Annotated in this window: 16 protein-coding genes and 1 pseudogene; 9 read left to right on the forward strand and 8 right to left on the reverse strand. The window is 71.2% G+C overall.

All coding sequences use genetic code 11. The features are described 5' to 3' along the window. Positions 1-36: 36 nt before the first annotated feature. A complete protein-coding gene (locus tag RBJ65_RS30785) occupies positions 37-852 on the reverse strand; it encodes an SAM-dependent methyltransferase (RefSeq protein WP_306322839.1) in 816 nt (271 codons plus the stop codon). 307 nt (positions 853-1,159) lie between these two features. Continuing rightward, positions 1,160-2,152 carry an SCO0930 family lipoprotein gene (locus RBJ65_RS30790; RefSeq protein WP_306322840.1) on the reverse strand — a complete coding sequence of 331 codons (993 nt, stop codon included), beginning with the start codon at positions 2,150-2,152 and terminating at the stop codon, positions 1,160-1,162. Positions 2,153-2,375: 223 nt separating this feature from the next. Here RBJ65_RS30790 and RBJ65_RS30795 point away from each other — a divergent pair, with 223 nt between their 5' ends. The 4 genes from RBJ65_RS30795 to RBJ65_RS30810 all read left to right on the forward strand — a co-directional run bounded on the left by RBJ65_RS30795 (position 2,376) and on the right by RBJ65_RS30810 (position 4,688). Continuing rightward, positions 2,376-2,906 (forward strand): hypothetical protein, encoded by a 531-nt coding sequence (locus RBJ65_RS30795; protein WP_306322841.1) that lies wholly within the window; start codon positions 2,376-2,378, stop codon positions 2,904-2,906. Positions 2,907-2,973: 67 nt separating this feature from the next. Continuing rightward, the gene (locus tag RBJ65_RS30800; RefSeq protein WP_306322842.1) at positions 2,974-3,735 is read left to right on the forward strand and encodes a DUF4239 domain-containing protein; all 762 of its coding nucleotides are present in this window, start codon (positions 2,974-2,976) and stop codon (positions 3,733-3,735) included. A gap of 46 nt (positions 3,736-3,781) precedes the next feature. Next, on the forward strand, positions 3,782-4,036 hold the full coding sequence (locus RBJ65_RS30805; protein ID WP_306322843.1) for a hypothetical protein: 255 nt from the start codon (positions 3,782-3,784) through the stop codon (positions 4,034-4,036). 142 nt (positions 4,037-4,178) lie between these two features. Beyond that, on the forward strand, positions 4,179-4,688 hold the full coding sequence (locus RBJ65_RS30810; RefSeq protein WP_306322844.1) for a hypothetical protein: 510 nt from the start codon (positions 4,179-4,181) through the stop codon (positions 4,686-4,688). A gap of 35 nt (positions 4,689-4,723) precedes the next feature. On the opposite strand, the gene RBJ65_RS30815 is transcribed toward RBJ65_RS30810, so the two are convergent. Further along, positions 4,724-5,215 (reverse strand): hypothetical protein, encoded by a 492-nt coding sequence (locus tag RBJ65_RS30815; RefSeq protein ID WP_306322845.1) that lies wholly within the window; start codon positions 5,213-5,215, stop codon positions 4,724-4,726. A gap of 327 nt (positions 5,216-5,542) precedes the next feature. Here RBJ65_RS30815 and RBJ65_RS30820 point away from each other — a divergent pair, with 327 nt between their 5' ends. Beyond that, the gene (locus RBJ65_RS30820) at positions 5,543-6,202 is read left to right on the forward strand and encodes a class F sortase (protein WP_306322846.1); all 660 of its coding nucleotides are present in this window, start codon (positions 5,543-5,545) and stop codon (positions 6,200-6,202) included. A gap of 7 nt (positions 6,203-6,209) precedes the next feature. Here the strand turns inward: RBJ65_RS30820 and RBJ65_RS30825 are convergent, their stop codons facing one another. Then, a complete protein-coding gene (locus RBJ65_RS30825; RefSeq protein WP_306322847.1) occupies positions 6,210-7,031 on the reverse strand; it encodes a polysaccharide deacetylase family protein in 822 nt (273 codons plus the stop codon). Between the two features lie 99 nt (positions 7,032-7,130). On the opposite strand from RBJ65_RS30825, the gene RBJ65_RS30830 reads away from it, so the two are divergent. From RBJ65_RS30830 to RBJ65_RS30845, 4 genes and pseudogenes are all read left to right on the forward strand, one after another. Continuing rightward, complete coding sequence (locus RBJ65_RS30830) at positions 7,131-7,592, forward strand: universal stress protein (RefSeq protein ID WP_306322848.1); 462 nt, start codon at positions 7,131-7,133, stop codon at positions 7,590-7,592. 163 nt (positions 7,593-7,755) lie between these two features. After that, positions 7,756-9,183: an amino acid permease gene (locus RBJ65_RS30835; protein WP_306322849.1), complete on the forward strand. Its 1,428-nt coding sequence runs from the start codon at positions 7,756-7,758 to the stop codon at positions 9,181-9,183. Continuing rightward, a pseudogene (locus tag RBJ65_RS30840) lies at positions 9,183-9,852 on the forward strand (sigma-70 family RNA polymerase sigma factor). The gene RBJ65_RS30835 and the pseudogene RBJ65_RS30840 overlap by 1 nt, the downstream one beginning before the upstream one ends. 146 nt (positions 9,853-9,998) lie before the next feature. Beyond that, positions 9,999-10,523, forward strand: a complete 525-nt coding sequence (locus RBJ65_RS30845) for a hypothetical protein (RefSeq protein WP_306322851.1) — start codon at positions 9,999-10,001, stop codon at positions 10,521-10,523. Here the strand turns inward: RBJ65_RS30845 and RBJ65_RS30850 are convergent. The 4 genes from RBJ65_RS30850 to RBJ65_RS30865 form a co-directional block, all read right to left on the reverse strand. Continuing rightward, the gene (locus RBJ65_RS30850; protein WP_306322852.1) at positions 10,512-11,723 is read right to left on the reverse strand and encodes a sensor histidine kinase; all 1,212 of its coding nucleotides are present in this window, start codon (positions 11,721-11,723) and stop codon (positions 10,512-10,514) included. The two genes, RBJ65_RS30845 and RBJ65_RS30850, sit on opposite strands and share 12 nt — an antisense overlap. Next, positions 11,720-13,258 carry a cation acetate symporter gene (locus RBJ65_RS30855; protein ID WP_306322853.1) on the reverse strand — a complete coding sequence of 513 codons (1,539 nt, stop codon included), beginning with the start codon at positions 13,256-13,258 and terminating at the stop codon, positions 11,720-11,722. Before RBJ65_RS30855 ends, RBJ65_RS30850 begins: the two co-directional genes overlap by 4 nt. Continuing rightward, positions 13,255-13,635 (reverse strand): hypothetical protein, encoded by a 381-nt coding sequence (locus tag RBJ65_RS30860; protein WP_372342335.1) that lies wholly within the window; start codon positions 13,633-13,635, stop codon positions 13,255-13,257. The genes RBJ65_RS30855 and RBJ65_RS30860 overlap by 4 nt, the downstream gene beginning before the upstream one ends. Positions 13,636-13,841: 206 nt before the next feature. Then, complete coding sequence (locus tag RBJ65_RS30865) at positions 13,842-14,576, reverse strand: LytTR family DNA-binding domain-containing protein (protein ID WP_306319901.1); 735 nt, start codon at positions 14,574-14,576, stop codon at positions 13,842-13,844. Positions 14,577-14,599 lie beyond the last annotated feature (23 nt).

The following is a 14,599-nucleotide window of genomic DNA, read 5'->3' on the forward strand; positions in this document are numbered from 1 at the left end:
CGCGCACTCTGTCTTCCGGTCCGCCCGGCACTTCGGTCACGCCTTGCGCCCCACTCCCACATAGCCCGCGAAGATGTGCGGGTCCTCGTCCTCAGGGGCGCTGTCGGGCCGCCACACCGGCATCGCCACGATGCCCGGATCGACCATCCCGTACCCCTTGAAGAACCGTTTGATCTCGTCGCGGTTCCGCATGATCAGCGGATTGCGGACTTCGTTCCGATAGACCTCGGCCATGCCGTCCGCCCGCTCCGTCTCTAGGGTCATGCCCTCGTTCGAGGCATGTGTCACGATGAGCAGGCTGCCCGGTGCGAGCGCCTCGCTGAGTTCGGCCACCGCCGCGTACGGGTCGTCGGCCTCTTCGATGAAGTGCAGTACGGCGACGAGGAGCAGCGCCACCGGCCGCTCCAGGTCGAGCAGTTCGGTGACCTCGGGGCTCCGGAGGATGTCCTGCGGCTTACGCAGGTCCGCTGTGACGACGCCGGTGCCGGGTACGTCCGCGAGGACCGCGCGGCTGTGGGCGACGGCGACCGGGTCGTGGTCGACGTACACGACGCGCGCGCCGGGGCTGGCCCGTTGGGCCACCTCGTGCACATTGCCGAACGTCGGGATGCCGGAGCCGATGTCGAGGAACTGTGTGATGCCGAGGTCGGCGGCGTACCGCACGGCCCGGCGCATGAACGCCCGGTTCGCCTGCATGATCTTCGGGAGTCCCGGCAGGAACTCCATCGCCTTGCGGGCGGCCTCCCGGTCGACCTCGAAGTTGTGCGAACCGCCCAGGTAGAAGTCGTAGATTCGGGACACACTGGGCACCGAGATGTCGATGCCCAGTGGGGCCCAGGCGGGTCGCTGCATCAATCTCTCCATGGCGTAGGTGAGCCGGTGTTCGAGCCGAGGCTACTGATCCACCGCCAAAGGAGCGAGTCAAAACGGAAATTGACCGTCCGTTCCCGGTCACTGCCTCCGTCACGTGCCAAACGACAACGCTCCGAAACCATCCCGAAACCTTCTCTTTCCCCGGCGAATCCCGGACGAAAAGAACCGGTCCGTTCCCTGCGCACGGCCTGACCTGGCCATGCGGGGAACGGACCGGCAACGAGCCAATTCCGTTGACGACTCTACTGTGGGCCCCTCGCTGAACGCACTTGCCCCTCCCCCGCTGTTACTTGGGAGCCCCTACCGGCTTTCCATCCGGAGCCGCCGCGTACCACGTTCCGCCGACGCCCTGTCCGTTCGTGTCACCTGGCTTTTCGTCTCCCGAGAAGGTGTACACGGGCCAGCAGTTGAGGGTCTGCTGCTTCGTGCCGTCGGGCCGCGTGAAGGTCATGTAGCCCTTCAGTGGAATGTTCTCCGTATCGTTCTTCGCAACCGGAGCGAGGGCCGGCCACTTCTCGGCGCAGGCGCCCACGCAGTTGGACTTGATGGGCCACGCCGAGTCCTTGAGGAAGCGGTAGACCGTCATGCCGTTCTTGTCGACGACGACCTCACCGAGCTTCGGATCCTTGCGCGTGGACAGGCCCTTGAGGTCCGCGGGCCTGGCCCCTGCCTCCTCCTCGGCCTTCTTGTTCGCCTTCTTGCCGTCGGGGGCCGCGGCCCACCAAGTGCCGCCGACGCCCTGCCCCTTGACGTCGCCGGCCTTCTTGTCGTCGGCGTAGCGGTACATGGGCCAGCCGTCGACCGTGAGCTGCTTCGTGCCGTCGGCCGCCGTCACCTCGCCGAGCAGGGACTTGTCCACGCCCGGTGCGGCCTTGGCGCCGCTCGCCGGGACGGCGGGCCACATCTTCAGGCACGCCGCGGCGCAGTTGGACTTGGGTGGCTGGGCGGTGTCCTTGTCGAAGCGGTACAGGGTCATCCCGTCGCTGTCGGTGAGCACCTTGCCCAGCTCCGCGCTCTCCCAGGAGGCGAGTTGGCCCGCCTTCCGGGTCTTGGCCGCGCTCTTGTCGGCGCTGCCCGAGGAGCCGTAGCCGTCGGAACCCGAGCCCGAGTCCGTGCCGTAGCCGTCGGAGGACCCGTAACCGCCCTGCGCGTCGGCCGCGCTGCCCACGTTCTGGCCCGTCGCCGCCTGGTCGCCCTGGTCCTGACCGCACGCCGTCGTCAGCGCCAGCAGGGCCGCAGCTGTCGCTACGAGCGAGGCGCTCCGCCAGGAGGTCTTCATCTCAACTCCCGCACATTGCTTGGGTGTTGCGCGATCCCGGGCGGGTCGCACATGGCCCTAGGTACGGGCGGCGGTGACGGCTGTGTTCAAAGCGCGGGAAGATTTCTTCGGTTGCCGCAGGGGGGCGTGCGACCGCAAACCCGAATGCTCCCGCGCCCCACGTTCGGATCATTCCGGGGCCGCCCCGGCGTGCCGGGACGCGCGGCGGCTCAGGATCCTCTGCGTGCATCGAACCGAGCGCCCGGGCTCCGCCCTGGTCATCCGTGTCCTCGCGGTCGTCGCCACCGCCTGGCTGTGCGGCGCGCCGAGCGCGGCCGCGGCGCCGATGGCGGTACCGGCCGACAACTGCGCGTACGCCTCCGTGGACGGCGGCTCTTCGGGCGACGCGGTGGCGGTGTCGGGCAGCGGCGTCGTCTGCCGGGCGGGCCCCAGCACTCCCCCGCCGAAGAAGCCCGCGCCGAAGCCCCCGCCGCCCGAACCGGCACCACCGCCACCGCCACCGCCACCACCTCCGCCACCTCCAACTCCCCCGCCCCCGCCGCCCGCTCCCGAACCGCCCCCGAAGCCCGAGCCGAAGCCGAAGCCCACCCACACGAAGCGCCCGCACCCCACCCCGTCGCCCGCCGTGCACTACCCGGCGTACCGCCCCACCGCCCACCGCGCCCCGCCGCGCGGCGGCCCGTCGCTGGTCACGCTCACGCTGCTCATCACCGCGCCCGCGGTGCTCGCGGTCGCCGTCCTGCGCCCCCGCTGAACCCGCTGACGCTGACCGCTGACCTCGTTGAACTTGTTGAACTTGTTGAATCTTTGTGGAGCTGTCGATGTCGGAATGGCTTGTTCTCGCCCTCGCGATGCTCGCGGTCTGCGGTGTCGTCCTCGTCGTCCAGGTCCTGCAGCAGCGCAGAATCGGCGACGACGACGATCCATCGGAGACCCCGGACGTCATCGAGTACATGACGATGATGATCGGCGTGGTGTACGCCATCGTCCTCGGTCTGGCCATCGCGGGCGTCTGGGAGGCCCGCAGCGCGGCCCAGGACCACGTGCGCAACGAAGCCCAGGCGCTGCACGAGATCCACGAACGGGTCCGGGTCTACCCGCCCGACGTCCGCGACGCGATTCGCGCGGATGTCGACACGTATGTCAGCCATGTCGTGACGACCGAGTGGCACTCCATGCGCGCGCACGGCGAACTGACCGCGAAGGGCGACGAACTCCTGGCGAAGGTGCGCAAGGACGTCACCGACTTCGAACCGAAGAACGACTTCCAGGCGCAGGCCTACCAGCCGCTGCTCGACCAGGTCACGGCCGCCGACGAGGCGCGCGGCGCACGCGCGGACTCGGCGGGGGCCACGATGCCGGGCGTCGTCTGGTTCGGCCTGATCATCGGCGCCCTGGTCACCATCGGCATGATCTTCGCGCTGCAGATCAGGCGCACGGGCCGCGAACTGCTCCTCGCCGGGCTCTTCTCGTCCCTGATCGCGTTCCTGCTCTTCCTCATCTGGGACTTCGACGCGCCCTACAGCCGCGGCGTCGCGGCGACGGCGGAACCCTTCCTGATGCTGTTCCCGGGAGCCCAGTGACCGCGCGGGGCTGCGCTCCGCCCCGCCGCGCAGCAGTCTGTGACCCATGACCCGATGGCATGCCCCGATCGTCGTCCACCCACCCGCCCCGGCCGGTGGACGGCATGTCTCCGTACGCGGCCAGGCGCTCGGCCTGGCCCACAGCGACGACGACCTCACCGAGCTGCTGCGCCGCGCCGGGTTCGGTGCGGCGGACGTGACACTCGACGATCCGCACCTCGTGGAGTGGCGCGGCGCGGCCCCGCACGTCTGGCACACCTCCGGTCCTACGGGGCGTCAGCGGGGCCCGGGGGTCGCCTGACCGGCCCACACACGTGCCCCGTTCGCCCGACACCGATCGCGGCCGAACGGGGGCGTCCCTAGCGTTTCGGGCAGCGAGGTGGCTGTCCCCCACGCGCGGAAACGGTCCGCGGCTCCTCCTCGTGGACCCCGGAGGAACCCTCATGCACGCGATACGTGCCGCATCCGCCGCCGTGCTCCCGCTCACTGCCCTGGGCCTGACCCTGACCGCGCCGTCGGCGCACGCGGAGGACTCCGGCTTCCAGCCGCGCGTCACCCCCTCGACGATCGCCGCGGGCGGCCAGGTGAGCGTTTCGTCCAGCAGTTGCTCAGGGGAAACCAAGGTCGAGGCCCAGACGTTCGACGACTTCACCCTCGCCAAGGACGAGGGCTCACGCAGTGTCCCCGTGCATTGGGAAGCCAAGCAGGGGTCCGTCGACTACGTGACCTTCACCTGCAACGGCCAGTCCCAAACCGTCAAGCTCACCGTCGCAGGCGGCCGCCCCGAGTCCGCCTCCCCCAGCCCCGTCCCGCAGGGCGTGAAGGCCGGCGTCGGCGGCAGCGCCGGAGGGCTCGACGTACAGGAGATCGCCCTCGGCGGCGCCCTGATCGCGGGCGCGCTCGGCGCCGCGTACTACGTCACCCGTCGCCGCACCTCCGACAAGGGCGCCTGAGTACGCATACGCGGCTCCGTCTACGAGGCCCCGTCCTACGAGGCCCCGTCGGATCTGCGGCGGAACCAGAACACGCCGCTGCCGAGCAGCGCGCAGGCGATCAGCACCGTGCCGATCGCCATGTCGGTCGGGCTCGCGCCGGGGCTGCTCGCGCCGCCGGCGCCGCCGCGCACCGCGCCGTGGACGACGGTGAAGGCCCCGGGTCTGGTGAGGCTCGTCCCTTGGCAGTGCACGGTGATGTCGTGCGCCCCTGGCCCGGCGTCGCCGCGCACGGTGGTCGTCGCCCCGGCCCGTTCGCCTCCGGCGTTCATGAGGCGCACGGTGCCGAAGGCATCGGAGGTGGCGGTGGCGCCGGACTGGCACTTGGTGCCGTCGACGGTCACGGTGACCCGGCCGCCGCGCGGCACGAGTTTCTGGGTCGCCGCCAGGTGCACCGGGTCGGTCCAGGCGGTCGCTGCGGGGGCGGCGAGCGCGAGGGCCGACGCGGCGACGGTGGACACGGCGAGGGCACGGGTCGTCGTACGCATGGAATTCCTCCGTTGAATCCGATGAAGCCGATGGAACCGATGAAGCCGATGGAGCCGGTGGAGCGGTTGAATGCGGTGATTCCGGTGGTCCCGGTGATCCCGGTGAAGTCGGTGAATTCGTTGAATCCGCAAAAGACGCTTCCCGGGAATCCGGTCCGGGGAATGCCGGTCTGCGCGCCTCCCGGACGCACCCTCAGATGGGTTGTGCCCGGCCGCATTTCGGGAATGCGCCGTCTGGCGCACGACGGTCGCGGCCCGTGGACCCGGGAGCCACCCGTTCGCCCTCGTCCCGTCGCCCGCCGCACCGGCCCGACTTAGCGTTCCCCCATGTCCAACTGGCCTGTCGCGGAAGAGGAACAGCCGAGGAGGCGCGCGCCCTGGGGTGTGCTCGCGCTGGTGCTGCTCACCGGTCTCGCGCTTGTCCGCAGCGGCTCCGGGGGTTTCGACTCCGGCCCGCCGCAGCCCGCGTCGGCCGCCGCCGCCGACCGGCGCGCTCCCGATCCGGCGGGCCGGAAGGGGGTGCGCCCGCTGCCGTTCTCGCCGGTGGAGCGGGTGCGGATTCCGGCGATCCGGGTGGACGCCCCGGTGACGGAGGTGGGTCTGGACGCGGCGGGCCGGGTGGACGCGCCGCCGTCGGAGGAGGCGAATCTGGCGGGCTGGTTCACGGGCGCGGCCTCCCCCGGCGAGCGCGGCACCGCCGTCGTCGTCGGCCACGTCGACAACGCGCGCGGCCCCGCCGTCTTCTACGGCCTGGGCACCCTCCGTAACGGGCAGCACGTGGAGATCCGGCGCGCCGACGGCAAGGCGGCCGTCTTCCGGGTGTACGGAGTCGAGGTGTTCGCCAAGTCGCGGTTTCCCGGCCGGAAGGTCTACCGCTCGCACGGGACACCGGAGTTGCGGCTCATCACGTGCGGCGGCCGATTCTCGAAGCGGGACGGGTACGACGCGAACGTGGTGGCGTTCGCCCGGCTGGTGTCGACGCGCTGATGACATGTCAGACGCCGGTGGGGCGTGGCACCGTCAGGCGGTATCCGGCGTCGATGAGGCGTGGCAGGTAGTCGCGTACGGCGGTGAGGGTCTGTGAACGGTCGCCGCCCGCGTCGTGGCCCAGCACGATGACACCGGGTGCCGCTCGCTTCACCACCCGGGAGATCACGGTCGGGGCGCCGGGGTCGTCCCAGTCGAGGGAGTCGACGGTCCAGGCGAGGGGTTCCATGCCGAGTTCGGTGCCCAGCTCGAAGACGTTCCGGTTCCACGCGCCGTAGGGGGCCCGGAACCAGAGCGGGGGCTCGCCGATCGTGCGCTCGATCAGCTCGGCGGTGCGCTCCATCTCGGCGCGGATCCGGGGCCTGTCCAGCTTGAGGAGCAGCGGGTGCGTCCAGGTGTGGTTGCCGATGACGTGCCCGGCGTCCGCCATCTCGCGCAGCAGGTCGGGGCTCTGCCGGGCCCGGCCGCCGCACACGAGGAACGTGGCCCGTACGTCGTGCCGGCGCAGGATCCGCAGGATCTCGGGGGTGTACGCGGGGTCGGGGCCGTCGTCGAAGGTGAGCGCCATCGCCCGGTCGTCGGGGTCGGTGTCGAGGCGCAGGATGGGCGCATCGCGGACGGTGAGGGACGCTCGCCGCGGACCGTGTCCGGCCAGGGGGCGCAGCCGGTACGTGGACGGTTCGCGCGCGGGGTGGGCGGCGGCGCCCGCGGGGGCCGGGGAGGTGCCGGGCCGCTCCCCGGCCGTGCAGCCGGTGAGCGCGGCCAGGCCGAAGGCGGTGACGCCGCGCAGCAAGGCGCGTCTGCCCGTGGGGTCCTGATGCTTTGTCATGCTAAATGCGTGACACGGCACGCGGGTGCCGTGCGCGGAACCACCGGATGGGACGCGGGAAAGCACCTGATCGGCGGCCTGTCGGTTAACCTCTGCCGCGTGACCGAAGAGCAGCCTCATCAGTTCGAACGTGGCACCGACGGACCGAAAGTGATCGTCGTGGGTGTCGACGGCTCCGATTCCTCGTTCCGCGCGGCGGCCTACGCCGGTGGCCTCGCCCGGCGGCAGCGCGCCCTCCTCGCGGTGGTCTACGTACAGCCCGTGATGACGGGCGGCGCCGCGCTCGGGGTGCCCGTGGCCGAGACGACCGACGAGATCGCGGAGGGCCTCATCAAGGAGATCCGGGCCTCGGCCGCGCGGGTCAAGGACATATACGACGTGCGCTGGGAGTTCCACACCTTCCGCGGCGACCCGTTCAACGGCCTGGTCACGGCCGCCGACGAGTTGCAGGCCGACGCCGTGGTCGTCGGCGCGTCGGAGCAGGCGGGTCACCGGATCGTCGGGTCGGTCGCCGTACGTCTGGTGAAGGCGGGGCGTTGGCCGGTGACGGTCGTCCCGTAGCCCACGTCACGGGGCTCCGCCCCGGACCCCGCTGCGGGGTCGCCGCGGGGGCTTGATGGGGAACCTGCGACGCCTGGTGCGCCGTCTTCCTTCACTGCCGTCACAGGGGCATCATGATCGGCCGTCAGCCGTCGTCGCGACCAGCGAAGAGGTGAGGTCCCCCATGACCGTCCCCCCAAAGATCTCCAGAGGGCAAGGCGTGATGCGCCGCAAGCCCATCGAGCAGATCGACGACACCGAGACCGGTTCCGCCGGGAAACTCACCCGCTCACTCGGCCTGTGGCAGCTCACCTCGATCGGCGTCGGCGGCATCATCGGCGCCGGCATCTTCACCCTCGCGGGCACGGTCGCCAACGGCACGGCCGGGCCCGCGGTCCTCGTCTCGTTCCTCATCGCGGGCGTCGCGAGCGCGGCGGCCGCCCTGTCGTACGCGGAGTTCGCCGGGCTCATCCCGAAGGCCGGGTCCGCGTACACGTACGGCTACGCGGTGCTCGGTGAGCTCGTCGGCTGGTTCATCGGCTGGGACCTGCTCCTGGAGTACACGGCGATCGTCGCGGTCGTCGCGATCGGCATCTCCGGCTACTTCAGCTTCCTGCTCGGGGAGATGGGCATCGACCTGCCGAGCTGGATGCTGGGCGCGCCGGGCACCGGCAGCGGACACAAGGTGGACCTGTTCGCCGCCGCGCTCTGTCTGCTCATCGCGTGGCTGCTCAACATGGGCATGAAGAACGCGGCCCGCTTCGAGACCTTCGTGGTCGTCCTCAAGGTCCTCGTCGTGCTGCTCGTCATCGGCGTCGGCGTCTTCCACATCAACTCGGACAACTACACGCCGTTCTTCCCCTTCGGCGTCAGCGGCGCGTTCACCGGCGCGGCCACCGTCTTCTTCGCCGTGTTCGGCTACGACGCGATGTCGACGGCGGCCGAGGAGTCGAAGGACGCGCAGAAGCACATGCCGAAGGCGATCATCTACTCCCTCGCCATCTCGATGGTCCTGTACGTGCTCGCCTGCCTGGTCCTGACCGGGATGCAGAACTACAAGGACATCGACCCGGAGAGCGGCTTCTCGACGGCGTTCAAGTCGGTCGGCCTGAGCGGGCTCGCGGATGTCATCGCGATCGGTGCCATCATCGGCATCCTCACCGTGATGTTCACGTTCATGCTCGGTGTCACGCGCGTGTGGTTCTCCATGTCGCGCGACGGGCTGCTGCCCAAGTGGTTCGCCAAGACCCACCCGACGCGGCACGTGCCGACGCGTGTGACGTGGATCGTCGGTGTCTGCTCCGCGATCATCGCCGGGTTCCTGCCGATCGGCGAGGCCGCCGAACTCACCAACATCGGCATCCTGTTGGCGTTCGTCGTGGTGTGCGTCGCGGTGATCGTGCTCCGCTACCGGCAGCCGGACCTGCCGCGCACGTTCCGCACGCCCGCCATGCCGTTCGTGCCCGCCCTGGGCATCGTCTTCTCGATCTGGCTGATCACGTTCCTGCAGTGGCAGACGTGGGTGCGGTTCGCCGTGTGGTTCCTGATCGGTCTGGTCATCTACTTCGGCTACTCGTACAAGAAGTCCGAACTGGCCCGCACATCGGACTGATTCCGACCGATTACGGTCTTCCGCCGCCGCCCGTCCCGCTCACCGCACCGCTCGTCGACGGCTCGGCCCCGCCCGCCGCAGAGCCCCGCGCGGCCCCTGGGCGGGCGGGGCGGGCTGCGTTGCCATACGGCCATGACGACGGCGCTCACCACATCCAGGACCACGGAGGAGGACCTCGCGCAGGTTCAACGGGAGCACGGCGGACCGCTGTTCTCGTTCCTGCTGCGCCTGTGCGACGGTGACGCGGGGCGCGCGGAGGACCTCGTCCAGGAGACGTACGTACGCGCCTGGCAGCATCCGGAGGCGCTGGACTCGGCGTACGAGTCGGTGCGGCCCTGGCTGTTCACGGTCGGGCGGCGGCTCGCCATCGACGCCCGCAGAGCGCGCCTTTCGCGGCCGGCGGAGGTGGGCGGCACCGTCCTGGAGAACGCCCGGGTGTGCGCCGACCACGCGGAGCGTTCGGCGGCCGCGCTCGACGTGCGGGAGGCCGTCGCGACGCTCAGCCCCGAGCACCGCGCCGTACTGCTCGAGGTCTACTTCAAGGGCGCCAGTGTGGCGGAAGCCGCACGCACACTGGGCATTCCGCCCGGTACGGTGAAGTCCCGTGCGTACTACGCGTTGCGGGCGTTGCGCCGTGTCCTTCCGGGATACGCGGCCGACCTGCGGTGAAACCGAAGGCCAAGTCAAGCATTGGCAAAGCGCCTTGCTCCGCACGCCCTTTCCTCGGTTGAGTAATCCGCTGTCCTCCCCGGTGAGTTGGGACGGGTGGTCCGGGGGCCGGCGCAGCACGCGGACCGGAGGAAGGCAGGAAGGCGATGCGGTACGGGAGCGATGAGGGCACGGACGGTACGTCCGGCGCCGAGGGCGGACCGGGCGGCGACGGTCTCGTCGTCCCCATGGCATGGCTCTACGCGGAGTACATCGCGGACGAGCTGTTGCGGACCGGCGACCTGATGCCGCCCACGTCCTTCGAGTTCAAGGCGGGACGGGACGCGCTCGCCCTGACGATCTTCCTGTCCGACGCGGGCGACGAACTCTCCGGGATCCGCGTCGTGTCCCAACTGGAGACCTGGCTGTCGCTCACGGCGTACGACCAGCCGTGGCAGACGTGGGTACGCGACCGGTTCGCGGAGCGTCTGGAGGCTGCGTCCGGAGCCCGCCGCCCCTCCCCCGACCTGCTGCTCGCGGAGGCCGCGTGGCGGTGGCTGGAGGAGACGGAGTTACTGGCCCCCGACCTCGACGCGGTGCCGGTGCCGGACGAGGAGGACGGCCCGCAGGTGTGGACGCCGGCGTGGCAACTGGGGCTGCCGCTGGGGCACTTGGCGATCTCACTGTTCTAGGCCGAGCCGGGGCGCGTACACGCCCGCCCGGTACTTCGGGATACGGATGGTGATCTTCATGCCCGCGCCCTCCGCGGTCTCGATCACCAGGCCGTACGCGTCGCCGAAGACCTGGCGGAGGCGTTCGTCGACGTTCGAGAGGCCGATGCCGCGGCCCTGGCCGCCTTCGCCGCGCAGGAGCGAGCGGAGTTCGGCGGGGTTCATGCCGACGCCGTCGTCCTCGATGACGACCTCGGCCTCGGCGCCTGCGTCCGTCGCGCCGATGGAGATGTGGCTGCGGGTGACGGCGCCCTCCAGGCCGTGTTTCACCGCGTTCTCGACGAGCGGTTGCAGGCAGAGGAAGGGGAGGGTGACCGGAAGGACCTCCGGGGCGATCTGGAGCGTCACGGAGAGCCGGTCGCCGAAGCGGGCGCGGACCAGGGCCAAGTACTGGTCGATGGAGTGGAGTTCGTCGGCGAGCGTGGTGAAGTCGCCGTGGCGGCGGAACGAGTAGCGGGTGAAGTCGGCGAATTCGAGGAGGAGTTCGCGGGCCCGCTCGGGGTCGGTGCGGACGAACGAGGCGATCGCCGCGAGCGAGTTGAAGATGAAGTGCGGCGAGATCTGCGCGCGCAGCGCCTTGATCTCCGCCTCGATCAGGCGGGTGCGGGAGCGGTCGAGTTCGGCGAGTTCGAGCTGGACCGAGACCCAGCGGGCGACCTCGTCGGTGGCACGGGCGAGGACCGCGGACTCGCGCGCCGCGTAGGCGACGACCGCGCCGAGCACCCGGCCGTCCGCGACCACGGGCGCCGCCACCGCCCACCGAAGCACGCAGTCGTCGTTCGGGCAGCCGCAGCCGAACGCGGCGCTGCGGCCCCCGGCGAGGACCGGGCCCACCTCGTCCATCACGTACGCGACGTGGGCGTGCTCGGCCGCGCCGTCCCACGCGAGGACCGTGGAGCGGTTGGTGACGGCGAGGGCGTCGGTGCCGAGGAGGGTGCGCAGGCGGCGGGCCGACTTGCGGGCCGTGTCCTCGGTGAGGCCCGCGCGCAGGGCGGGCGCGGCGAGCGAGGCGGTGTGCAGGGTCTCGAAGGTGGCGCGCTCCACGGGCGTGCCGACGTCGCTGCGCCCGGCGGGGTGGGCGGTGCGCCGCCCGAGGAGGAATCCGGCGCCGAGCAGCAGGGGGCACAGGGCGATCAGGAGCGCGGTGACGGTGCCGCTCACACGTGCTCGCCTCCCGTCTTCGGGGCGGGGCCGTTCGCCCCCAGCGACTCCGGCAGGTGCAGGCGCGTCATCGTCGCGGTCGTGTGCGGTGGGATCGCGTCCCGGGTCGACAGGGACACCAGGATCATCGCGAGGAAGCCGACCGGCACCGACCACACCGCGGGCCAGGCCAGCAGGGTGTGCAGCCAGCCCGACGTGACCGCCCCGGCCACCGTCAGGGCCACCGCGACGAACGCCGAGCCGCCGCCGAGGAGCAGGCCCGCGAGAGCGCCCGGCGGGGTGAGGCCGCGCCACCAGATACCCAGGATGAGCAGCGGGCAGAAGGAGGACGCCGAGACCGCGAAGGCCATGCCCACCGCATCCGCCACGGGGACACCGTCCACCAGGAGCGCCCCGCCGAGCGGGATCGCGATCGCGAGCAGCACGGCGAGCCTGAAGTGCCGTACGCCGCGCGCCTGGAGGACGTCCTGGCTGACGACTCCGGCGACCGCCATCGTCAGTCCCGACGCCGTCGACAGGAACGCCGCGAACGCGCCGCCCGCGACCAGCGCTCCAAGCAGGTCCCCCGCCACCCCGTCGAAGACCCTGCCGGGCAGCAGAAGCACGGCGGCGTCGGCGTCGTGGGTGGCGGTGAGCTCGGGCGCGTAGAGGCGGCCGAGCCAGCCGTACACCGGTGGCAGGAGGTAGAAGAGGGCGAGCAGGGCGAGGACGACGACCGTGGTGCGGCGGGCCGCGCGGCCGTTGGGGCTGGTGTAGAAGCGGACCACGACGTGCGGCAGGCCCATCGTGCCGAGGAACGTGGCGACGATCAGGCCGTACGTGGCGTAGAGCGGGTGGTCGGCGCGGCTGGTGGCGAGCGGCTGGCCCGCGCCGACGCCCGCGGACGGCGGGTCGAAGCTCGCGGTGCCGGGCGGTGGGGCGCCCGTGCCGTGCCAGGTGAGGAGGAGGAAGAACGCCGGGACGAGCAGCGCCGTCAGCTTGAGCCAGTACTGGAAGGCCTGGACGAACGTGATCGAGCGCATGCCGCCCGCCGCGACCGCGAGGACGACGACCGCGGCGACGAGCGTCGCGCCGAACCAGCGGGGCGCGCCCGTGAGGATCCGCAGCGTGAGCCCCGCGCCCTGGAGTTGGGGCAGCAGATACAGCCAGCCCGCGCCGACCACGAAGAGGCTGACCGTGCGGCGAACCTCGCGGGATTCGAGGCGGCCCTCGGCGAAGTCCGGGAGGGTGTACGCGCCGGAGCGGCGCAGCGGGGCGGCCACGAAGACCAGGAGGACGAGGTAGCCCGCCGTGTAGCCGACCGGGTACCAGAGCATGTCCGGGCCGTGGACGAGGAGCAGGCCCGCGATGCCGAGGAAGGAGGCGGCCGACAGGTATTCGCCGCTGATCGCGGCCGCGTTGAGGCGGGGGCCGACCGTGCGGGACGCCACGTAGAAGTCCGACGTCGTGCGGGAGACGCGCAGGCCGAAGCCGCCGATGAGGACGGTGGCGAGGACGACGACGGCCACCGCGGGTATCGCGTACGCCTCGTTCACGGGGTGCCGTGGTCCGTGGGGCGGCCGCGGACGAGGTCGGCGAAGTCGTGTTCGTTGCGCTCGGCGCGGCGGACGTACCACCAGGCGATGAGGACGAGGAAGGGGTAGCAGCCGAAGCCGAGGACCAGCCACTGGGTGGCGGCGTTGCGCAGGGCGCCGAAGAAGAGGGGGAGGGCGGCGACGGGGGCGGCGAGGAGGGCGAAGGCGGTGAGTCCGGCGCGGAGTTGGCTCCGCATGAGGGAGCGGACGTAGGCGGCGCCGAGGGTGGTTTGTTCGTCGATCTCCCATTGCGGGCGGAGTGCTGCCGCGGGGGTGGGGGTGGGGGTTGGGCGGGGGTCGGCGGTGACGGTTTCGCGGGGTGGGTGGTGGTCGGGCACGGGGGGAGTTTAGGCAGGTGGGGTGGTGGGGTGGAAGGGTTGGTTCGGCGGGTGCCGGGGGTGCGGTCGCGGGGCGCTGCCCCGGACCCCGCTGCTCAATCGCCGCAGGGGCTTGATTTGGCTCGCCTGCCGCCGAGAGCTTGATGTTGGTCGCCTGCCACCGAGAGCTTGATGTTGGTTGTCGGCCGGCGAGGGCTTGAGTTGGGTTACGGATGGCGCATCAGGAGTTCGCGGACGCGGCTGGCGTGGCGGCGGCTCACCGCTATTTCGGCGGTGCCGATGCGGATGGTCATGCCCGCGCCGTCGAGGCGGAGTTCGTCGATGCGGTGGAGGGCGACGAGGTGGCTGCGGTGGACGCGGACGAAGCCGAGGTCCTGCCAGCGGTCCTCCAGGGTGGTGAGCGGTATGCGGACCAGGTGGCTGGTGCCGTCCTCGGTGTGGAGGCGGGCGTAGTCGCCCTGGGCCTCGGCGTAGACGATGTCGGAGACCGCCACGAGGCGTGTCACGCCGCCGAGTTCGACCGGGATGCGGTCGGCGACGGTGGCGGGTGGCGCGGCGGACGCGGCGCGTTCGGCGACTCGGCGGACGGCTTCGGCGAGGCGTTCGCGGCGTACTGGTTTCAGGACGTAGTCGACCGCCTTCAGGTCGAAGGCCTTTACCGCGAAGTCCTCGTGGGCCGTGACGAAGACGACGAGTGGGGGGTGCGCGAAGCCGGCGAGGAGGCGTGCCACGTCGAGGCCCGTGAGGCCGGCCATGTGGATGTCGAGGAAGAGGACGTCGATGGCCCCTTCGCCGCCTTCGAGCGCGCGGGTGATGCGGCGCAGCGCCTCGTTGGCGTCGGTGGCGCCCTCGGCGCTGTGTACCCGGGGGTCGGCCCGCAGGAGGTACAGGAGTTCGGCGAGGGCGGGTTCCTCGTCGTCGACGGCCAGTACGCGCAACATGCGGCGGAGTGTAATCGCGCGGT

It is taken from the genome of Streptomyces sp. KL109B, from assembly GCF_030766935.1.
GTDB lineage: Bacteria > Actinomycetota > Actinomycetes > Streptomycetales > Streptomycetaceae > Streptomyces.